Origin of the sequence: Shewanella xiamenensis (assembly GCF_014647135.1) — a bacterium.
In the GTDB taxonomy this organism is placed as follows: domain Bacteria; phylum Pseudomonadota; class Gammaproteobacteria; order Enterobacterales; family Shewanellaceae; genus Shewanella; species Shewanella xiamenensis.
Genome location: NZ_BMOP01000003.1, coordinates 301,640 through 324,189, shown reverse-complemented (window position 1 = coordinate 324,189; position 22,550 = coordinate 301,640). Strand labels below are relative to the sequence as shown.

General features: G+C 47.3%; 14 protein-coding genes and 1 pseudogene. 9 read left to right on the top strand and 6 right to left on the bottom strand.

Features of this window, described 5'->3' with window-relative positions:
- Positions 1-80: 80 nt before the first annotated feature.
- The 7 genes and pseudogenes from IEY09_RS04615 to IEY09_RS04585 all read left to right on the top strand — a co-directional run bounded on the left by IEY09_RS04615 (position 81) and on the right by IEY09_RS04585 (position 10,172).
- Positions 81-2,087: a TonB-dependent copper receptor gene (locus IEY09_RS04615; RefSeq protein ID WP_188870048.1), complete on the top strand. Its 2,007-nt coding sequence runs from the start codon at positions 81-83 to the stop codon at positions 2,085-2,087.
- Between the two features lie 169 nt (positions 2,088-2,256).
- On the top strand, positions 2,257-4,785 hold the full coding sequence (hrpB, locus tag IEY09_RS04610) for an ATP-dependent helicase HrpB (RefSeq protein WP_188870046.1): 2,529 nt from the start codon (positions 2,257-2,259) through the stop codon (positions 4,783-4,785).
- 77 nt (positions 4,786-4,862) lie between these two features.
- Positions 4,863-7,169 (top strand): penicillin-binding protein 1B, encoded by a 2,307-nt coding sequence (gene mrcB, locus IEY09_RS04605; protein WP_080612339.1) that lies wholly within the window; start codon positions 4,863-4,865, stop codon positions 7,167-7,169.
- A gap of 77 nt (positions 7,170-7,246) precedes the next feature.
- Positions 7,247-7,525 carry a peptidylprolyl isomerase gene (locus IEY09_RS04600; protein WP_011070961.1) on the top strand — a complete coding sequence of 93 codons (279 nt, stop codon included), beginning with the start codon at positions 7,247-7,249 and terminating at the stop codon, positions 7,523-7,525.
- Between the two features lie 193 nt (positions 7,526-7,718).
- Positions 7,719-8,198: a hypothetical protein gene (locus IEY09_RS04595; protein ID WP_188870044.1), complete on the top strand. Its 480-nt coding sequence runs from the start codon at positions 7,719-7,721 to the stop codon at positions 8,196-8,198.
- Positions 8,199-8,347: 149 nt separating this feature from the next.
- Positions 8,348-9,372 (top strand): annotated as a pseudogene (locus IEY09_RS04590) (transposase).
- Between the two features lie 320 nt (positions 9,373-9,692).
- Positions 9,693-10,172 carry a hypothetical protein gene (locus IEY09_RS04585; RefSeq protein WP_188870042.1) on the top strand — a complete coding sequence of 160 codons (480 nt, stop codon included), beginning with the start codon at positions 9,693-9,695 and terminating at the stop codon, positions 10,170-10,172.
- A 302-nt stretch (positions 10,173-10,474) separates the two neighbouring features.
- Here the strand turns inward: IEY09_RS04585 and IEY09_RS04580 are convergent, their stop codons facing one another.
- On the bottom strand, positions 10,475-13,588 hold the full coding sequence (locus IEY09_RS04580; protein WP_188870040.1) for a M9 family metallopeptidase: 3,114 nt from the start codon (positions 13,586-13,588) through the stop codon (positions 10,475-10,477).
- Between the two features lie 449 nt (positions 13,589-14,037).
- On the opposite strand from IEY09_RS04580, the gene IEY09_RS04575 reads away from it, so the two are divergent.
- On the top strand, positions 14,038-15,036 hold the full coding sequence (locus IEY09_RS04575; protein ID WP_188870038.1) for an NAD(P)H-quinone oxidoreductase: 999 nt from the start codon (positions 14,038-14,040) through the stop codon (positions 15,034-15,036).
- A gap of 321 nt (positions 15,037-15,357) precedes the next feature.
- Positions 15,358-15,762, top strand: coding sequence for a hypothetical protein (locus tag IEY09_RS04570; protein WP_037414254.1), 405 nt, complete (start codon positions 15,358-15,360; stop codon positions 15,760-15,762).
- A gap of 101 nt (positions 15,763-15,863) precedes the next feature.
- On the opposite strand, the gene IEY09_RS04565 is transcribed toward IEY09_RS04570, so the two are convergent.
- From IEY09_RS04565 to cutA, 5 genes are all read right to left on the bottom strand, one after another.
- Positions 15,864-16,895 carry an aldose epimerase family protein gene (locus IEY09_RS04565; protein ID WP_188870036.1) on the bottom strand — a complete coding sequence of 344 codons (1,032 nt, stop codon included), beginning with the start codon at positions 16,893-16,895 and terminating at the stop codon, positions 15,864-15,866.
- A 141-nt stretch (positions 16,896-17,036) separates the two neighbouring features.
- On the bottom strand, positions 17,037-18,182 hold the full coding sequence (galK, locus tag IEY09_RS04560) for a galactokinase (RefSeq protein ID WP_055647537.1): 1,146 nt from the start codon (positions 18,180-18,182) through the stop codon (positions 17,037-17,039).
- A gap of 298 nt (positions 18,183-18,480) precedes the next feature.
- The gene (locus tag IEY09_RS04555; RefSeq protein WP_037430346.1) at positions 18,481-20,121 is read right to left on the bottom strand and encodes a cation:proton antiporter domain-containing protein; all 1,641 of its coding nucleotides are present in this window, start codon (positions 20,119-20,121) and stop codon (positions 18,481-18,483) included.
- Between the two features lie 151 nt (positions 20,122-20,272).
- Positions 20,273-22,114 carry a protein-disulfide reductase DsbD gene (locus IEY09_RS04550; protein ID WP_188870034.1) on the bottom strand — a complete coding sequence of 614 codons (1,842 nt, stop codon included), beginning with the start codon at positions 22,112-22,114 and terminating at the stop codon, positions 20,273-20,275.
- Positions 22,111-22,434 carry a divalent-cation tolerance protein CutA gene (gene cutA, locus IEY09_RS04545; protein WP_188870032.1) on the bottom strand — a complete coding sequence of 108 codons (324 nt, stop codon included), beginning with the start codon at positions 22,432-22,434 and terminating at the stop codon, positions 22,111-22,113. The genes IEY09_RS04550 and cutA overlap by 4 nt, the downstream gene beginning before the upstream one ends.
- Positions 22,435-22,550 lie beyond the last annotated feature (116 nt).

Below are 22,550 nucleotides of genomic sequence, written 5' to 3'. Positions count from 1 at the left end.
CGAGTTTTGATTGCACTTATATCACCAGTCATAACAATACCCCCACAAAAATCATTAAAAACAATATGTAGGGGAATGTCATGCCGTATCAACCTATCAAATTAGCGCTTATTTTAGCGGGTGTTTTAGGCACTGCTGCGCCTCAACTGGCTTGGTCTGCTGAGGCGACCGACTGTGGTGATGACCAAAAATGTAAAGATTATCTGCTGGTTACCGCTGATGTGATGCGTCAGCCAGTACACTTAGTGAGTGATCCCAAACAAAATCGATTGCCATTACCCGCCTATGATGGCTCAGGGTTTTTACGCACGATTCCGGGATTTAATATCACCCGTAAAGGCGGCTCTGGCGGCGATCCGATGTTTCGTGGCTTGGGTGGTTCGCGCTTAAACATCGTTGACGATGGCCAGCATGTGTATGGTGCCTGTGGTGGACGTATGGATCCGCCAACCAATTATATTTATCCCGAAACTTACGATCAGATAACGGTTATTAAAGGCCCGCAGACGGTGAAATATGGCCCTGTCGGCACCGCGGGCACAATTCTGTTTGAGAAAAACCGCCATCGTTTTAATCAAGCGGATCTTGAAGGGCGTGCCAGTGCGACGGGTGGCAGTTTTGATAGACGAGATGCCATGGTGGAGTTGAGTGCCGGTGATAAGAATTACTACCTTGATTTTGATATTAATCAATCGAGTAGTGATCATTATCAGGACGGCAATGGCAATAAGGTGCAATCCAGTTATGACCGCCAAAACGCCAATCTTGCCCTAGGTTGGACACCTACTGAGCGTACCGTTGTGGAGTTAGCTTACGGTGAGTCGAGCGGTGAGGCAGAGTATGCCGACAGATTAAATAAGGCTCGCCAAATTGATAACCGTGATGCGGCGGTGCTCATACAACATGAGTTTGAGTCGACCTGGCTGGCCGCAGTCGAGTTACAAGCCTTTAGCAATAAGAACGACCATATTATGGACCGATTTGATGAAGGGGTGAATTCTGGCTCGAATGTGCGTCGGATGACCGACGGTGGTCATCTTTGGTTTGATTTAACCCCGCTCGATGGCCTCGAATTAACATTGGGGCTGGATTATATGTCTAGCGCGCATGATGGCCGCAGTATGGCGCCCGGCGATGTTGGCTTAGACGACTTACTCAATAAGCCGTTTAAGGAAGATATGCGCTATAAAAACTATGGCCTGTTTGCCGAATCCCGTTACGGCTTTGATAACCAAGGTTCAGGTAATAGTAGTTTGCACGCTGGACTGAGAGTTGATCGCTGGGATAGTGAATTGTTAATCGCCCAGCAGGGTGAGCGGGAGGATACCCTCTACAGCGGTTATGTGCGTTATGAATATCAACTCGATGCTCATCAATACTATGCTGGATTTGGCTCGGCGCAACGCGTGCCAGACTATTGGGAGATCATGAAGGCTAGCGCCGATAATCCCGCACAGAAAGCCTTTGATCTTAAGGCTGAAACGACCAATCAATTTGATATAGGCTGGATTTACCAAGGTCCGGTTGAAGCGTCAGTGTCACTCTTTTTCGGTGAGATTAATGACTATATTTTGATTGATTCGACCAGCAACACCACGGTAGCCCGTAATATTGATGCCAGCTTATTCGGTGGCGAAGCAAGCCTAGACTATGCGCTTAATGAGCAATGGTCGACTCAACTTACCTTAAGTTATACCCATGGTGAAAACGATACCGACAAGGTCGCACTTGGGCAAATATCGCCGTTAGAGGCAAGATTAATTGTTAATTATCAATGGCAAGCTTGGACAATGGCGGCGCAGTGGCGGCTAGTTGCATCGCAGGATCGTTATACCTTAGGCCATGGCAACATCGTGGGCCAAGACTTAGGCCCAAGTAGTGGCTTTGGTACCTTGGCACTCAATGCTTCTTGGTCATACAGCAAGGATTTATCCTTTATCTTCGGTGTCGAAAACCTGTTTGATGCAACCTACGCAGAGCATGTGAGTAAGGCCGGTACGGGTAATGATCTGCCTGGCAGTGAGGCCATGTTCAGGGTCAACGAGCCGGGGCGTAATCTCTGGGCTAAGCTGACCTATCAGTTCTAACTCGGCTTATTTGTGCTATTAGCGCCCCGAGAGCCTTGCTGTCGGGGCGATGCTATTTTTAGCAAGCCAATGCCAAACTGCGACATATCAAAGCAGAGGCTGCGGGAGGGACACTGCCTAAGGCCTATGTTAAACTGCCACATTATTTTTCCCTGTTGATACTGTTGCATTGAACAATCTACCTATTCATTCCTTACTGCCATCTCTGCGTGATGCCTTTGCAACGCATGCCCAAGTGATCCTCGAGGCACCCACAGGCGCGGGTAAATCCACCGCCTTGCCTTTAGCTATCTTGGATTGGGCTGAGGTTTCTGGGCGGATTTTAATGCTGGAACCTCGACGTGTGGCCGCCCGCAGTGTGGCGCAATTTATTGCCAGTTGTCGGCAGCAGGCGGTAGGGCAAGAGGTCGGTTTTAGGGTGCGCGGTGAGTCAAAGGTCAGTGGTGAGACTCGGCTTGAGATCGTTACCGAAGGGATATTAACCCGAATGATCCAGCAAGATCCTGAATTGACGGGGATCGATATGATCATTTTCGATGAGATCCACGAGCGACATTTGACCACAGATCTTGGTTTAGCCCTCGCTCTCGAAGTGCAAAGCTCACTGCGGGATGACTTAAAAATCCTCGCCATGTCGGCAACCTTATCTGGCATTGCGCTCAGTGAGTTAATGCCAAACGCAGCCCTGCTCAAGAGTGAAGGGCGCAGTTTTCCGGTTGAAATCATCTACCGTGCTGTCGCGGGCCAGCAGCATTGGCTCGATCATTTGAGTCGCACCGTGCTCGATAGTGCTACCTCAATAACGGATAGTGCGGCCTCAATAACGGATAGTGGCCCGCAGGATATACTGGTGTTTTTACCCGGTAAGGCGGAAATCCTCAGGGTGGCGCAGTATTTGGCGGAGCGCCTCGATGGTAGCCGTGTGGCAATTTGTCCGCTTTATGGCGAGTTGTCTGCGCAGGAACAGGATAGGGCGATTAAGGCAGACGATAGTGGCAGGCGCAAAATAGTGCTCTCCACCAACGTTGCCGAGTCGAGCCTCACCATTGAAGGCATTGGGCTGGTTATCGATAGTGGCTATAAACGCCAAGCGAGTTTTAACCCTAAAACTGGGGTCACGCGCTTAAGCCTTAAACGTATTAGCCAAGCTTCGGCAACCCAACGTGCTGGTCGCGCTGGCCGTTTAGCGGCGGGCGTGTGTATTCGATTATGGGGCCAAGAAGAGCATCAACGTCTGCTCAAAGCCGATGAGCCCGAAATCAGCCAAGCCGACTTAGTCTCAATGGCCCATGACTGTGCCTATTGGGGCGCAAAATCCTTCAGCGATTTGCTGTTATTGACAGCGCCGCCGAGCGTGAACGAAGCGCTGGCGTGGCAACTGCTGCAGCACTTAGGTGTGGTCGATGGGCAAAACAAACTCACTCAGCATGGTAAAGCCGCCTATGAGCTGGGCTGTCATCCGCGCCTCGCGCACATGTTATTAGCTGCTAAATCCCATTCTACAGAACTTGCGGCCTTGGCCTGCCTGCTCGCGGGCATTTTAGAGGCGCGGGGATTGCCACGCAAAGGCGCAGATATCATGAATTACTTGCATTTTGCCACCCAAGGCAGTGCGGGGCAGCAGGCCAAGCAATGGCTTAAAAAGCTGGCGCTAGATAAGCAATTCTCTCAGGCCGATTTAGTGGCCATCGCTTCCCATGCCCATCATCAGGATGTTGGTTTGCTGTTGGCGCTGGCGTATCCCGACCGCATTGCCAAATCCCGTGGCGTTGAGGGTTATCAATTGGCCAATGGAACGGGTGTGGTGCTCAACGCCGAAGATGCCTTAGCGCAAACGCCTTGGCTGGTGGTGGCTGATTTTCAAGAAACCGAAGGTAAAAATGCTGGGCGGATCTATTTAGCTTGTCCGTTACAACCGAGCCTATTTGAGCATGAGTTGGTCGACTTGGTTGATACTCATGAGCTGTGCGGTTGGGATGAAACCAAAGGTCGCGCTGTTGCTGAGCGGCAAGCAAAAGTCGGGCAGATTTTATTGAAATCAGAGGCTATCCCTAATCCGAATCGCGGCCAAATTGTGGCGGCATTAGTGAGTTATATCCGTCAGCAAGGCTTACAAATTCTTAATTGGAACGCTAACTTAGCGCAGTTTCAAGCGCGATTGCATTTAGCGCGTGAGTTAGATCCGAATGCTGATTGGCCGGATATGAGCGATGCCGCGCTGCTGGCAAACCTTGAAACATGGCTGGCGCCTTACCTTGAAAATGTGAATAATCTGCCGCAATTACAAAAACTCGATTGCTTTAGTTTAGTGATGAATCAATTGAGTTGGTCGCAGCAGCAGGCGCTTGATTCACTGTTGCCGACCTCATGGCCTTTAGCCACGGGCACTTTCGCGCCCATAGTTTACGAGACTTCGGGTCGCGCCTTACTGCGGGTTCGCTTGCAGGAAACCTTTGGTATGGCTGACAGCCCGCTACTAGCCCAAGGTAAGCTGAAGGTGACGATGGAGTTGCTGTCTCCGGCGCAGCGCCCTTTGGCACTGACGGCAGATCTCGCCAGTTTTTGGCAAGGGCCCTATGTTGAAGTGAAAAAAGAAATGCGTGGGCGTTACCCTAAACACCTGTGGCCGGACGACCCTGCCAATACGCTACCGACAAAATATACCAAGAAGAAAACCTTAGGTTTATCTCAGTCATAGCCTTTAGACTGCTTTGATTTACAACCTTGTGTTGTGCCTGTGACTGATGCCGTTAACGCATAAATGATGAAGTAGATATGACAACTCATACGACAAAAAAAGCGCCAGCCCAACGTAAAGCGAAGCGAAGCCGTGGCCTATTTGGGCAAATTTGGTCGCTCACCTGGAAGCTCGCCTTAATCGGCCTCGCCGTTGTGACCTTCTACGGTATTTACCTCGACCAAATTATCGCCCGTAAGTTTGAAGGGCAAAAATGGCATTTACCTGCACAAGTTTTTAGCCGTTCCATGGCCTTATACCCAGGAGCAGCGGTGAGTCATCCACAGTTGATGGCCGAGTTAAAACTACTTGGCTATCGCAAAGTGGCGAACCCCCGCGAGGTAGGCGAGTTTTCGGCATCGAGCACCAAAATCGAATTATGGCGTCGACCCTTTTTACATCCCGAAGGCGATCAGCCAGAACAGCGAGTGATGATCACCTTCGATAGCGAAGGCGTCAGCTCTATTGCCCGAATGGAGGATAAGCGCCAGTTAGCGGTATTCCATTTAGAACCCGTTTTACTTGACCGCATGATCACCGGCGATGGCGAAGACAGGCTCTTTGTCTCTACCGAAGATATGCCCAAACATATTGTGCAGGCACTATTGCTGGTGGAAGACCGCAGTTTTTACGAGCACCACGGGGTGAACCCCTTCGCGATTCTGCGTGCTGCTTTTGTAAATATCAGCGCAGGGCGTACCGTGCAGGGCGGTTCGACACTGACCCAGCAGTTGGCGAAAAACTTCTTTCTTTCAAGCGAGCGCTCATTGTTGCGTAAGGTTCGCGAAGCCTTAATGGCGGTAATTATTGATTTTCGTTACAGCAAGGAAGAAATTCTCGAGGCTTATCTCAACGAAGTGTATATGGGGCAAGATAAATCCCGTGCCGTGCATGGTATGGGGCTGGCTTCGCAATTCTATTTTGGTCGTCCCATCGGTGAGTTAACCACGGCGCAGCAAGCCTTTTTAGTGGCGGCGATTAAGGGGCCATCTTACTACAACCCATGGCGCTACCCAGAGCGCAGCTTAGAGCGCCGCGATTTAGTGCTGCGGTTATTGATGGAGTCGGGCGAGCTGACTACCGCGCAATACAAGGTGGCGGTGGAGTCGCCCTTAGGTTTGCGTAATGCCAATAAGCCTGTGCATCAAAAATTACCTGCGTTTTATGCCTTGGTTAAACAAGAGGTTAATGAGCGCTACGGCGATGCGTTATTAAAACAATCTGGGGTGAAGATTTATACCACACTCGATCCAATGGCGCAGGAGGCCGCCGAAATTGCCGTGACTCAAACCTTTAAGAGCTTAGATAAGGGCAATAAGTCGTTGCAGATTGGTATGGTGGTCACCGACAAATACACTGGCGGTATCGCGGCTATGGTGGGTGATAAAACGCCGGGCTTTGACGGTTATAACCGCGCAGTGGAGATCCGCAGACCGATTGGCTCGCTTATCAAGCCATTTGTGTACGCCACCGCTTTGGCACCAAATAGTCAATTTACTTTGGCCACGCCACTTAAAGATCAGCCGATTACCCTAAAGAATGAGCAAGGCAAAACCTGGTCACCGCAGAACTTTGATAAGACCTTTAGCGGCCAAGTTTCGTTGTTAACGGCGCTTAAAAAATCGATGAACGTGCCGACGGTAAACCTTGGGATTGCCGTTGGGGTCGATGCCGTGGCAACCACCTTGGCTAAGTCGGGCTGGTCGGAGCCGCTTAACGAATATCCATCGATGCTACTGGGCGCGGTGAATGGCTCGCCCTTAATGGTGGCGCAGGTTTATCAAACCCTCGCCGATAGCGGCGCTTACCGTAAACTCACCACAGTCACCGCCGTGCTCGATAGTGATAATCAGCCTTTACCCGTAACGCGTTCAGCCAAAGAGCAAGCGATTACGCCAGATACCGACTTTTTGGTGCAATATGCCATGCAGCAAGTGGTGCGCTCGGGTACGGCAACGCGCTTAGGCAATGCCTTCCCCGGTGTGGCGCTGGCGGGTAAAACTGGTACCAGTAACGATAGCCGTGATTCTTGGTTCGCCGGTTTTGATGAGCGTAACGTGGCTGCGATTTGGGTCGGTCGCGACGATAATGGTAAAACCACTCTTTATGGTAGCAGCGGTGCGATGGCGGTATACCAAGCCTTCTTGAAGGAGCGTCCACCCATTGGGCTGCGTTCTATTCCGCCATCGGGTGTGATCCAAGGCTATTTTGACCGAGATACGGGTGAAGCCAAGGAAGCGGGATGCAGTAATACTGAGGCATTACCCGCCCTGAGAGGCACTTATAATCCAGCTAAAAACTGCGGCGAGCCGTTGCAGTGGTGGCAGAAGATTTTGGGTCAGTAATACTTATTTTTCATAGGCAAAGATATAACGGCGGTGCAACTTAATTGCACCGCTGTTTTTGATAAAGAGAGTGCAAGATGTTTAAAACCGCAGCCGCAGTGCATATCCTTGTTAAACACAAAGAGCAGGCGGAAGATATTATTAAGCAATTGAATAACGGTGCTAATTTTGGCGCCTTAGCGAAACGTTATTCCTCATGTCCCTCAGCGAAAAAGGGCGGCGATCTCGGTGAGTTTAAGCGTGGGCAAATGGTGCCGCAGTTCGATAAAGTCGCTTTTTCCGGTGAGCTACTGGTGCCACATCTCGTTAAAACCAAGTTTGGCTGGCATGTGGTTAAGGTGCTGTATCGCACTTAACTACTTAGCTCGCAAGTCTTTAGTTACTGTATTTTTTGTATGTTTCGTCTTATTTTTCTATCGCCCGTTAATAAAGTCAGTTTTATATCATGAGCAAAAATAGTCATAACAAGCTGCGTCATTTGCAGTCTTCGGCTGCGTCGATGCTCACAAGTTCGCGCGCTTACGCGGGTTGTTATATTTCTGGAGAGTCATGGCTACTTGGCAATTTTTAGTCGTATTAATCCCAGCCACTTGGGCTGAGGAAAATAGCTATAGCTCATCTTCACTTTACGATGAAGAAGGCTACGATACCGAGATTGCTTGGAGAGACTGGAAGCTTGACTCAGCGTTTCAAGATGTACTTGGAGACATTCTACCTCCATCAAAGTCATGGCATAAGAAGCTGCTGACCTGGGGAGGTGAAAAATATAGCGACATTCAGGTATGGTTAAAGGACGATGCAATCGATGGTATCCATATACGGCTGGATCTGAATCAGGAGCTAAACGAAATTATTATCAAGTTGGTTAAAGCGGCCAATTCTCTCAATTGTGCGTTATTCTTCCCAGAGCTTAAGTCAGTGGTTGAGGCCAACGAGTTCGAGTTAAAAAATGCCATTAAAAAGTCCAATGCAGCTAAGTTCGTCCATAATCCGCAAGAGTTTCTAAATGAAATTAGCAAGAAAACATAACAAATAAGGATAGGCCGCGCGTAGCCGCGATCTTATCCCAAGTGTTGAGCAGGCAAAACAGGCAAAGGCAAAACTGGACACCCAGCCTTAATCGCGCGGTAGTTAACCTTCGACTATGCTTTGGTTAAGCATTGAACAAGGAGGTTTGTATGCCGCGCCCTCGTAGAACTCAGATAAGTCTTGAACTCTCACCTTAACATCAGTCCCTATTACCATTGCTGTAGCCGCGTTGTTCGGCGGGCTTTTTTATGTGGTGATGATAGTTACTCAGGTAAAAACTATGACCATCGCCGTGGTTGGGTAGAGTCATTATTGTTCGAACTTGCAGCTGTTTTTGCTATTGATGTGGCCGCGTTTGCTGTGATGTCGAATCATCTGCATGTGGTGCTGCGAGTCGATATCGAGACGGCCAATCGTTGGACAGACCGCGAAGTGCTTGAGCAGTGGCATAAGTTGTTTAAAGGCGATGAATTAACACAAAAATTCGTTAAAGGTGAGTTAGTTGAAGCGCATGAGGTGAGCAGATTAAAGCATTCAATCGCCCTTTATCGCAGTCGATTATGCGACATTAGCTGGTTTATGCGCTGTCTCAATGAACCGATTGCAAGGCAAGCCAATCAAGAAGATAACTGCACAGGCAGGTTCTGGGAAGGTCGGTTTCCCCATTTATTTTATAGAGAATCAAGCCCTACTCGATGAAGCTGCGGTGTTAGCCTGCATGACTTATGTTGATTACTCTTTATTAAAAGAAAGTCCCATTAGATCACAACTCGCTGATACACCTGAACAATCCGACCATACCAGCATTCAGCTACGTATTCGGGCCGCATTAAAAGGTGAACAGCCGAGCAATCTCCTGCCTTTTATTGGCAATGAGCACGACAACCAACCCAATGGCATTGCGTTTGCCTTAACGGATTACCTTCAATTGGTGGAAGATACAGGGCGAATCATTCGCAATGATAAACGTGGATACATCAGTGAAAGTAGCGGTAAGTTACTGAACAGATTAAATATCCCCCATGACAATTGGCTCAAACTGACCACCGAATTTGGCAAGCTATTTCATGGCCCCGTGGGAACCTTGCAAGCACTAACCGATTACTGCAAACATCTTGAAAAGCGACGACGGCACTTTGCCGCAAGCTGTCAGCACTTTCATTGCAACAGATAGCGACTATATCCCTTCGACAGCAATCATTGCCTAACACTTCCCAAGCACTATGGGATGACTTACCTCGTCTGAAATAAACCATTTTTTAATGAATTAGCTCAATCTATTACCTCAGATGCAGTCTCAACGACTTTTGATGACTCTCATTCAAATCATTTGAGCTAGAGCTGGTTGCAGGCAAACGGAAAGTGCATTATGTTGTTGATTTAAAATGGGTGGCCAAATTTTTGTTAATTTAAAATGGGTGGCCAGATTTTTGGCCAATTTTCTTGGAGGGCCATTAGTTCAAATTTTCTTATCCCGAGTTGAGGTTAATTAGAATGACTACACATATTAACGACTTTTTGGTTACTCCTCTAAGTAAAGAAGACACTGAGAATATTACATCTCAAGCTCAATGGTACGGGAATTTAACTGATAAAGCTTTTGCCGATTCTCAGAAATCAGAAAAATTTATCTGGGGGTTAGTTATTGCTTCACTCCTATATGCTGAGCTTCTATTCAAAGGTGGTGCGTCGTTAGTAGCTAGTTTCCTTAATACTGAGTTTGCGACAGGGATAGGTTTATTTGGAATTGGATATCTAGCATATATGTGGCAGAGTTTGAAAAGAGGCTCCAAAGCTGCGTATCAACGGGCTTCAACTATTAGTGAAAAAATAGAAAAACAATATGGCATTCGAATAATTATGAACAATTGTGTTGTCATCAACATAGATGACCATGCGTATTTTTTTGATGTTCCTAGCATGCAGTTATCTCATCACTCAAAAAAAAGCACAAAACAGGACACCCAACCTTAATAGCGCGGTAGTTAACATCCAGCTATGCTTTGATTAAGCCTTAAACAAGGTGGTTTGTACATAGTAAATCTGGACTCCCATCCTTAATCGTGCTGCTGAGACCATTCATCATTCTGTGTCATATTAACTTCTACTTTTAATCGCGGTTAACAATGGCTGGTTTATCAAACAATTGACCACTACAAGCGCGTGAGTTTGAGGCAATGCTAAAACTGTCATAGTGTGCTAACCAATTGAAATAATAAAAATCCCTGCCGAGCAGGGATTTTTGCTTTTAGCTTTTACCGCTATAGTGCGGCTGATTAACGTAAATCTACTTGAAGGGCCACACCTGTACTTTGGCTTTCACTTTGGAGCGTAATGTAATACCAGCCAGCACTGGGATTATTGACCTTGATTTGCTCCGTAGTGCTGCCAGCGTTTGTTGAGGCGGCTTCATATTGCTGGGCATTGGCCCAGCTGCGGCCCGAGTAAAGGCTGACATCTCCAGTTCCGTGGGCCGAGCGTACTTCTAGTTGGCTTGTTCCTTCGGGAATCCACAGGTAATAGTCATTACGGCCATTGGCACTACAGACGGCATCACCCGGCGTGAGTTGGGTATAGCTCACGGGTGATTTAGTCGCACAGGCATTGGCAATTTGATTAGGAACGCTACTGCCACCACCGGCTTTAAGGTTGAAGGTCACGCCACTAAATTCACTCGTGGTATCAACCGTGATATATCGCCAGCCACGGTTTGCCGTAAAGCTAAAGGACTCTTTGTTGCCTGGATTTACACTGCTGGCTTGGGCATTGCTCGCACTTGCCCAAGTATTGGCATTAAAGTAAATATTGGCATCGCCTGTTCCCCCGATTGTGCTGACACTAAATTGGCTGTTGTCAGCATCGACCCAGAAATAAAAGCTATTACGGCCACCGCTAAGGCATTCATCTTTTCCGAGGGTTAGCTTGCCGTAATTGATGGTTGCGGCACCGCAATTGCTGGGTACTTCACCACCAGTATCGCCGCCATCACCTAAGTCGGGATCGGTATCGGCAACTAACTCAGTGGTACTCACTAGCATATCAACACCACCAAAATCGCCTTCTAGGGTGATATAGTGCCAAAGTTCATTGGGGTTTAGGCTCACTTTGATCACTTGGTAATTACCGTTGCCGATGCCATAGCCCTGATTTTTTTCAGCACTTGCCCATCCCCTTGAATCGTAATAAATATCGGCATCACCCCAACCACCGCCAATTTTGATCCAAATATCCTGAGCCGAGCGATCACTATTGGCAAAGCTAAAGCTGGCTCGGCCTTGTTTGGCGTCAATACACTCCATAGGTACCTCAAGACTGAGGCTGGCTGACTCGCTATAGCGGTATGCTTCGTTACTGACTTGGCAGGGCGAGTAATCTTTGCTGATGGTGCCCGCAGGGCCTGCCCAGTTACCTTCGCGACCACTGGCATTAGCCTGTTCATCACTTGGGCCTTTATCGACAATACCATTGTTGGTGGTGCTTAAACCACTGGTGAGCCAGCCGCGCCATTCGTTGTCATAGCGGGTGCCAATGGAATCCATAAATGCTTGATATTCAGCATATTGGTTATTACGCAGGAAGGTTAGGATCTGGCGAACATCATCGCGGTGGTTTTCAAACATAAAGCGTACGGCGAGGTAACCCCAACGGTAGATGCGATCTTGGCCAGAGTCATAGGTGTTTTTAAAGATGGTTGAGAGCATATACTCGCCCGTTTCCCCCATGGCGATGGCAGCGGGGTTGGCATCTCGGTATGAAATATATTCCGCTAATCCTTCAATCCACCAAATTGTGTTGGCGGATACGCTGCGGCCGAAATCGCCAAACAAGTTATAGCGGCCATCGAGGTAATGCACGTATTCATGCTGTAAGTTCCACACATGAAAATCAGGTTGTCGCCACTCGGCCTCATAGGCAATAAAGCGCGCTTGGTTTTTAAGTCCTGCGGGAGAGCCTTCTAAATACATGCCTCCATTGTTGGTATTGATCCCAAAAATGCTGTTGGCAAGGGATTGATATTCTGACGAGCTGCCAAAAATCACCAGTTCTAAATCATCATTGTTATCCTGTGCGACCGCCTGCATTCCGGTTTCGAGTATCGTGTGGAAATGGCTTTCTTGCTGACTTAATACTCCGCATGCCCATTTAGCTTGATCTTGGTAAAGATCTTGGGCGCGGATCTTGAGGCTGTCGGAGCATTTCCAATTGAACGGTAAGCTATCGGCGGCTAATTGCGCCTTGAAACCACAGATCTGATAAGCATTACAGTTGCTGCGATCGTAGTAATCTGCCATCTCGGCGGCAGCAAACCACAGCACCTTACTGGGATCATTTTTGCTGGTGCTATTTAAGATATTTTTGACCAATTGGGTCACTTTAGGGCGCATGGCATCAATGTAGTACAGTCTAGATAACTCTCTGACAGCATTGACTAAAACATATTCAGCATTGGTGCCGAGTAAGTCCCTATGGTTAAGTTGGAACTGGTTGAGCGCATCTAAAATGGCATGATCTCGGGCAAACAGTGCCTGCATGTCAGTATTCCACTGGGCGCGGAATAAGGTGGTAAATACGGTATTGGCGGCCGCATTCATTGCAAAGCTGGCTTGCCATGTGCTGTTGTAGTCATTAAGCACTTTGAGGGTGACAAAGTTAAAATCGGCCCCCAGTTCAGCCGAATCAATCAGGATCAGTGCTTCTTTGAGCACGCTTGCATTGGCATCGGAGAGTGTCCAAATCGCGTTATTGGCAAAAAGTGCATTAAGCGCTGATTTTAAATTGTTTTTTACCGCGCTGCTGTAGGCGGGTACGTCGCTGGGATTGTAAAACTGCACATAAAGCGCGGCGCGTACAAAGTAAATATGTGACTCAATGCCTTGGTTATCCACGCCAGTGTATTGGGGCGCCTTGGCCGCAATCGCATTAGCAACTGTGGATACATTCGCCTCACTAAATACGCTGCTTGCGTCGCTTCCCTTGAGATTAAATAGCTTACCGACACACTGTGGCGTGGACTGTGTTAGCTCATCTAACAGGGCTTGGCCCGATTTACCAACAAAGTTACTACAGTCGGCATTGGCGGCAAAGCGGCTGACTTTTGATCTCGGAGAGTTCTCGATCAACGCCTGCTGTTGTGCAGAATGTGCATCGAGGTACTCAGAGTGTGTCGGCTCGTTTGGGGAGGCTATCAAGTTGTTGCTGGGTAATAACGGCCGATGGCTTACATCAAAATTGAGTGGCGCTGACGGCGAAGCTAACGGTGCTAGCGCACTAGGGATTGCTGTGTTTTTCGCTTGTATTGAATGGTTTGGATCTTGTTGTGAATGGTTATGGGCGAGCGAGGGTGTAGCGATGGCTAAGCTAATAGCCGCGAAAAGTAGGGTCTGTTTCATGGTGTATCCATAGTTATTTTTATCTGCAAAGCAGATCTTCCTTGGGCGTTATCCGATGTATTACAGCAATTAACCTCGGACCTCATTGGTCCAACTGAATTTAATGCTTGTCTAATTCAGTTAGCGCCGAAATATCATGAAATAAATTGCATAAAATATCCAATATAAATCGATAAAAATTTACAATTTTTTCACATAGTTTTTATCGTTATGTTTTTATTGTATTTTTTATTGAACTATCGTGCGGTTAATAAAGATTGGTAATGTAGACGGCAATTGTTTTAATGTGGCATCGTTTCATTCAAGTTGCTGGCGTCCTTTTGTTACCTCGCTAACGGTCAACAAAGTTCATTCCAACATTGTTTGGGTTAATATGTTTTAACCTGAGTATGATGCCGCTATGTTTGCAGCGATAAGCCGAAATCCCAAAGTTGTACAAGGAGTTAGCTATGTCAGATTTACCAAAAGATTATGCCCATATACATATTGAACAATCCGGTGCGCCAGAGGTAATGCAACTTTCCCGTTCACCCTTACCGGTTGTCGGGGCCGGACAAGTTCTTATTCGAGTAAGTGCGGCTGGGGTGAATGGGCCGGATCTCAAGCAAAGGGCTGGAGCCTATCCGCCGCCACCCGGAGCATCGTTAATTTTAGGGCTTGAAGTGGCTGGTGAAATTTGCGCCATAGGTGAAGGCGTGACTCAATGGCAACTGGGGGATAAGGTTTGTGCTTTAGTCCCTGGTGGCGGTTATGGCGAATACACCTTGACCTATGCCGCTCATTGTTTGCCGATTCCAAAGGGATTTTCCATGGTGCAAGCTGCCGCGTTACCTGAAACCTTTTTTACCGTTTGGGGTAACTTATTTATGCGCGCCGGACTCAAGGCTGGCGAAACCGTTTTGATACACGGTGGCTCTGGTGGCATTGGCAGTACGGCGATTGCGCTGGCGAATCGTCTTGGTGCGCAAGTGATTGCGACTACTGGGCAGGATGAAAAGCGCGACTATTGCTCAGGATTAGGTGCCCATCTTGTTGTCAATTACAACACTCAGAATTTTGTCGAAGAAATCATGAGCTTTACGCAGGGTAAAGGCGTTAATGTGGTATTTGATATCGCGGGTGGCGATTTTATTAACCTCAATTTGCAAGCTCTCGCGTTGGATGGGCGTATGGTGTCGGTCTCAACTCAACGTAGTCCTAAAGCTGAGGTTAATATTCTCCAGCTGATGGCTAAGCGAATTGTCTGGACAGGTTCAACCCTAAGACCACAAACGGTTGAAGCCAAAGCTGAAATCGCAAGGCAATTACACGAACGTGTTTGGCCATTACTTGATAGCCAGCAAATCGTGCCGCATATTTTTGCAACGTACCCATTGAACGATGCGCCTAAGGCCCATAGATTAATGCAGTCGGGCGAACATAGGGGCAAAGTGGTATTAACATTTTGAATTAACTCAGCTACAAGTTGTAACCTCTTATCGCTTCAATAATTTAATGGTTATAGGTGCATAATTAAAACTTGATGTGATGTTTTTTTAGACTAAAGTCGTTAGTGACAAATTTTTTTAGAGACTTTGGCCGAAATTAATGCGTAATAAGTGAAAATTTCATGGTTTGAGGCATTGATTATCGAAAATATTCTGTAAAAATACCCAGTTGAAAACGTCAGAGACTTTCCGGCGCTATTCGTGGATCAAAGCAAGCGTCGCTTCGCTTATTCAGACTAAAAAACTCATAGTGTATGTGTTGATTTAAGGGTATTGGCATATATGTATAACACAGCAAAGAAACAGGTTTGGTATGGTGAGCTGAGAACATCGAAGGGCAATGCGATTGTCGTCCACGACAACCAGCTGCCAGAGGCTTCCCCTGGACGAATTTACCTCTACAATACCGACCGTGATGCCATTGTTGAGTATGTAGAAGACATAGTAAAAGTGAACCTATACGACTTAGATGAGGCCGCATTAAAAGCTGCTGAGGCTAAGTTTAGCGGTGCATGGAAAGCGGCTCGCGCTCAATTTATGAGCAAGCATCAAGCTCGTATTGATCTGAACAACGTTAAGGATTCTGGCCCAGTACGTAAGGCTAAACCTGAGGTTGAGCCTGAAATCGAAACCGATGCAATTGGTGCTGATTTCGATGAAGATTGGGGCGATGATTTCGACGATTAATATCCAATTTGCTTCGGCAACATTGGATAAAGGTAAGGAATGAAACGACTTTATTCCTTACCAGCCTTTCTTTTTAATTCCTACAGATGTTCATTTCAACTTTAGTCAACAATATCAAATTGATATCGACTAATATGATGATAGATTTTCCCTGGTACTAACCAGGCATCATCACCCAATTGCGGTTGATTGGGCGAGTCAGGCAGCTTTTGCGGTTCAATACACACGCCCTGATGTTGGTGCAAACTTTGTTGGTTTCGTCCCACGGTTCCCGCTAAAAAGTTAGCGCAGTAGAGTTGTACGCCAGGCTGATTGGTAAATACCGTCATGGCGCGGCCGCTGACAGGACTGCTTAAACAACCAAAGCGGCGTAGTGAACCATCGGGGTTATCCATCAAATAGCAATGATCATAACCTTGGGTGCTTGTTAGTTCGGGAGCGTGAAGTTTTTCGCCAAGGGAAACACTTTGAGTTAAATCGAAAATACTATCTTTAACCTCAGCAATTCCTGTCGGGATGCCGACTTCATTCATCGTCAAATAGCGTGTCGCATCGATTTGTATCTGGTGCTGATAATTATTGCTCGTACCATCCAGATTAAAATAGCTGTGCTGCGTCAGGCTCACTGGACAAGGTTTATCTATGGAGGCCAGCATTTCTACATAGAGATTATTGGCGGCAAGGCGATAGTCTAATTGCACCGTGCAATTACCGGGGAAGCCCATATCGCCATCTGGACTCACTAAGGTTAATCTTACCCCATCGGGAAGCGGGCCTAAGTGCCAGTTCTTTCTGTTAAAACCTTCGCGGCCACCATGTAAGCAGTTGCTAGCCTGATTGATATTCAGTTGATAGGTTTGCCCTTGATATTGCAGCTTGCCAAGGGCTATACGATTGGCAAAGCGGCCTGCAATGGCGCCAAGGTGGGCATTTTGAGTCAGGTAATCTTCGGCACTGTCGCAGCCTAGAACGATATTGGCGCGCTCGCCCTGTTTATCGGGCGTCCAAAGCGCGCGAATAATGCCGCCTAAACTGAGCACTTCCAAGGCGATGATGCCATTGTCTATCCGCACGCGTTCAATTTCGCCGCCGCGGGGATCGGTCCAAGGATCTAATACACTGAAACGCACCATTTAGTTTCCCTCAATGTCAAAATGCCTACCGTAGATTATTTAACCGTTTGATTTTGCCTCTTAAAAACAACAAATACCACACAATTCATGGTTGAATTCGTATGGTATTCGTGGGGAGAGTTAGCAGGTGCAATTAAGTGTTTAGCTGTCGATACGGCCCGCGCCAGCACTTGCTGAACAGAGATAAACGGTTGCATCTATCCCTGTTTGCTCGAAAAATGTCTGTTCGACCGCAGAAACTACCGCATCGGTAAGCTCATGGTCGACGAGCGCGACCACGCAGCCATCGGTCATGCGTATGCCACCGCGTTCGCCAATCACTTGGCTAACAATATCCACCAAAGTGTCAAATTCAGGCAGTGTTACCTCAAAATCATCTCGCAGTGATTGATGAGACTGAGCCATTAATAGGCTGAATTTAGAAATATTATTTTGCTCTAGTGCCCGAGCTGCACTCTGAGTGCGTTTATTCTCGGTGACTACGTGTTTGGCGCGGCGATAAAGGGTTTCATCCAATTTATCCTTGGCACTTTCAAGCTGACGCAGTTCAAGATGGCGCAGAGCGTCTAAACCAAAAAATTCGGCAGCTTGGGCGCATTCCTCACGTCGCTGCTGGCTAATTGCCGCTAATCGTTGTTTCTCAATATGCGCATCAATGATGATCAGGCTGAGATTCTCAGGGATTGCAATCGCTTCGCTATCAAGGTCAAGGCAGTCGATGAGCAGGGCATGATCCGGCTCGCCCATAGCGCAAACCATGTGATCCATAATGCTGCAAGCCGATGCGACGTACCGATATTCGCCACGTTGGGCCAATTGTGCCACTGCCATCGGTGAGAGATGCAATTGGCTGCTGTCACTAATGGCTGTGCCAAAGGCGACGACCAAGGCGCCAGAGGAAGATAATCCTGCTGCGAGCGGTACATCGCCTACCACGGCTAAATCTAAGCCCTTGGCAATGAGCCCTGTGTTGGCCATCGCCGCGGTGAACCCTTTTAAATAATTTACCCAACCGTCCTCGGGATGGATTTCGGTTTCTTTGCCGAAGGTCCATTCTTTAATTTGCCCGGGAAAGGCATCAGCAACGGCGCGAAACTTGTTGTCTTCACGGCGTTTAACGGCAATCACCGTATGAAAATTAATGGCGGCAGGCAAAACAAAGCCGTCGTTGTAATCCGTGTATTCACCGATCAGATTTACTCGACCTGGGGCTTGATATAAATCATCGGCTTTAGTGCCAAAGGTTTGGACAAATAACTTGGTGGCGCGCTGCGCAGGGTTCGACATGCTGAGAAGACTTCCAAAAAAGCTGGGCTAATTTCGTTCTTGTCTTCGATTTATATCACGACTAAGTCGGCGATGTAACTGAGATTTTCTATGGCATTGACGATAAGCTTGTCAGAGAAAACCGATAGTCAAAAACGCCGCAATGTTTGAGCGTGTGTAAGTGCGTTAAGGTGATTGATTTTTAGTGGTTTTGATAGGTTTTATCGGGTGAGGTAATGACTCAGGTTAATCCCTTTCCTGAGTCATTTTTAACCTAAATAGGATGAGTTTTATTCATGATAACAAACGTAAACACGCCTTAAACCGCGGCAGAATGTTGTTTGTTGTCATCGTCTAGGTCGGCAACTGCCTTCGTTTCAGAGTCTGGTAGTAACTCATGAACCACATGGTCGACAAAACCCGCACCCGCCGCTTCGTATAGATTGTAAACGCTGTGCACACCAGAACTTCTGAGTGATGCGGCATCTTCTCCATATTGTACGATTGCGCTCAGTTTACCTTGATAATTCAGCTTCTTAAGTTGCTCAACAGCGAAGAGATTCCCCGCATGATGCGGCATTGCCAGCAGCACTAACTCAAGATTGGGCGCTTTATCAAGCTTCTCCCAAAAGTCGGTATCGGAAGCGTCCCCTTGCACTACATTACGGCCTTTAGCGCGGTGTAAATCGACCAGGTCTTGCTTATGCTCAATCCCGAGGATCTCACCGTCGAATCGGGCACGCAGTTCATCGTAGGCTCCACTACCGATACGCCCCATCCCTAGGATTAAAAAGCGTGGATTACCAATGGCAATGGGGCGATCTTCTGGGTGCAATGGGCGTTTTTCTAACCTAACGAGTCGCTGTTGGAAGCGTTGATAAATATTTCCGACCGTAGCATTGAGCGGCGCTGCTAATAAAAAGCTAAAGCTTAAGGCCACGGCAATAATCACCAACCATTGTGACGGTAGCCAGCCTTTGCTGGTGGCAACCGCAGCGACGATCAGACCAAACTCGGAGAAGTTACCTAGGTTAAAGGAACCTAACATCGAGGTGCGCGAACGTAATTTAAAGCGAGTAAGAATATAGACAAACAATAGGATTTTTAGCGGTACTAACAGTACTAATAATGTAGCCAGCACGATATCCGAAATCGTGGGTAAGCCATTGAGACCAATGGTTAAGAAGAAGGCGACAAGAAAGAGTTCTTTAAAATAGAACAATGATTTAGCCAGCTCAGAGGCTTTTTTATGTCCTGCGAGCAGAATACCAATAACTAATGCGCCGAGATCCGGTTTTAAGCCAACGGATTCAAATAACCAAGCGCCGACAACCAGTGCCATTACTAATCCAAATAGCACTAATAATTCACCGTGGCCAACACGGTCAAAGGCTTTATAAATCAGTGGTTTGGCCAGAGGTAATAACAATAACGCAAATGCCCACACCGAAGGCACATCGCCCTTAGAAATGGTTAAAAAGAGTACGGCAAAAATATCCTGCATAATCAGGATACCAATAGCAACACGGCCATACAGGGATTGCATATCCCCTTTATCTTCTAAGACCTTTACCGCAAAAACGGTACTGGAGAAGCTTAACGCAAATGCCAGTAAGGTTAACTGCTCAATCCCTAAACTGGTAAGCTGAGATAATCCTAATAACCCTAATATTTTGAGAATAGGGACGAATACTAGGATCGATAGCATCAAATGCACACTCGACCCCGCCCACACTTCAGCCTTAAATAGACTGCGAATATCGAGTTTTAAACCAATCGCAAACAGCAGTAGCGTAACCCCTAAATTGGCGAGTTCTTGCAGCAGTGGCAGGCTTTCTTTTTCAATACCTAATACAAAGAGTACAAAGCCCGCCACTAAGTAGCCGATGAGTGGGGGCAGTCCTATACGGCTAACGAGCATGCCGCAAATAAGAGTGATAATGAGGATAGCTGGTTCCATAATGCTCCAATCTAAAAAGTCCACGATAAACAAGGATTGTATAAGAAATCGATGACAGCGCGATAAAAAAGCGGACTTTTAATGAAAAAAGTCCGCTTTTTGTTGATTTTACGCTAAAACGCCGCAGAGGAGTGTTAGCGTTTAGTCGAGATTATTTCACCAAGTGATCTAAATGAGCTGCAAACTCCTTGGGACCCATAAAGCCGGTTACCCTTAAATCTTCTCGCTGTTCACCTTGCTCGTTAAACATCAATAATGTCGGTAAACCGAGGACATTGTATTTTTCAAGCAGAGCGACATCCACAGCATCACTCTTAGTGACATCCGCTTGCAGCAGCACGATTTTGTTCATTCGCGCTAATACTTCGGCGTCTTTAAAGGTAATGGCTTCAAACTCTTTACAAGCCACACACCAGTCAGCGTAGAGATCCAGCATCACAGGCTTACCAACTGCCGTGGCAGCGGCAATTTCGCGGTCCAAATCTTCAATGGATTTTATCCGTTTAAAGCCATGGGCTTGCTCAGTCGTTGTCGCAGTCGCAACCGGACTGTGGCTAAAGCCAAAGTGACCCATCACGGCTTGGAAGCCATAGGAGAAGCTTGCCAGCAGGGTTAAGGTGAGTAGCACTGAGCGTACGGTTTGTTTCCAGTTAAAGGCGCTGAGCTTATTTTGGTGCATCAGGTAACCGGTGAAGCTAATGCCCCAAAGCGACCAAAGCATATCGGAAACCACGCCCGTCCAAATACGGCCAAGCATCACAATCGATACTGCAATCAGCAGGAAGCCAAACACGGTTTTAATGATATTCATCCAAGCGCCAGCGCGAGGCAGTAACTTACCACCCGAGGTGCCGATGATAAGTAGTGGTACGCCCATGCCCATACTCAGTACATACAGCGCGAGGAAGCCTTGTAATAAATCCCCGGTTTGCGCCACATAGACTAAGGCGCCAGAAAGTGGAGCCGTGGTGCAAGGCGAGGCGACCAATCCTGAGATCACTCCCATCAAAAATACGCCAATCAGATTGCCGCCTTTTTGATTGTTGGAAATCGAGTTCATCTTCTCCTGCCAGCTTGAAGGCAGTTTGAGATCGTACAAGCCAAACATGGATAAACTGAGTACAAAGAACAGGATGGCTAATACCACGAGCACAGCGGGATGTTGCAGCGCCGCTTGGTATTTCATCCCCGCCGACGCGACGACTAAACCTAAAATCGAGTAGGTGATTGCCATACCTTGCACATAGGCCATCGACAGGGTGAAGGCTTTGGCGGTCGACAGTTTTTGCCCTTGACCAACAATAATGCCCGATAAAATCGGATACATGGGGAATACGCAAGGGGTGAGCGCTAAGCCAATCCCTAAGCCGAAGAAGATCACTAAGGTCCAGAGTAAACTGTCGTTAGACAACATCTGGCTTAGGCTATCCTGCTGAGTAATCGGCTTAGCAGGGGCGCTGCTTGCTTTGGCATCTGTGTCAGTGGCGGCAGGCTTGGTATTTTCGCCGCTGTCTGCGCTAGAGGCGATTTGCCCATCATTAGCTGCTACCGGTTTTAAGCTGACATCGCGCTTGGTTGGTGGATAACAGAGTTTACCCTCGGCGCAGCCCATAAAGGTGACGCTTAAGGTACTGTTTTCATCCGCTTGCTTTAGGCCAACGGGAATGTCGATATAGGTGTAGTAAACCTCTTGTTCACCAAAATACTCATCGTTATGGGGCTTGCCCTTTGGTAGGTCAATAGTGCCCAATTCAGCGCCATTGACACTAAATTTGAGTTTATCGCGGTACATGTAGTAGCCGTCTGCAATCACCCAATTAAGGGTAACCTTATTGCCTTCCTGCTTAAAATCAAAGGCAAAGGCTTGATCAACGGGCATTAACTCAGGTTCGCTTTTTAGAAAACCAAAGTTATTCGCAAAAGCATTGCCACTTAGAGTGAGAGGCGCGAGAAGCAATAATGCAGTAAAGGTAAGGCTAAGTAGTTTTTTCATGGCTGAGTGTTATCTTTTATCCAATCTAAGTAGGCTGGTAGCCCGTGAGTGACGGGTACGGCAATAATTTCAGGCACTTGATAAGGGTGAAGTTTAAGCACAAGCTGTTCTAACTCTGGATAGAGAGTTTGTAAACATTTAATGTGTAAGCTAATTTCTTGCTCTTCACAGATTTTTCCTTCCCACGTATAGACCGAGCGGATGGGTGCTGAAATATGCACACAAGCCGCGATACGCGCTTCCACTAACGCATGGGCGATGCGATTGGCATGAACGTCGTCTGGACAGCTAGTGCTGACCATTAAATACTGAGGTTGCATAGTGTGGGTATCGTCCCCTAACAATCTTAAACTTCGCTTAAGCCTATTAGGCTAAGCTACTTTACGTGTTTTTATGGTCTCATACATTAACGGCTTAACGAAAGAGTGAGCTAACT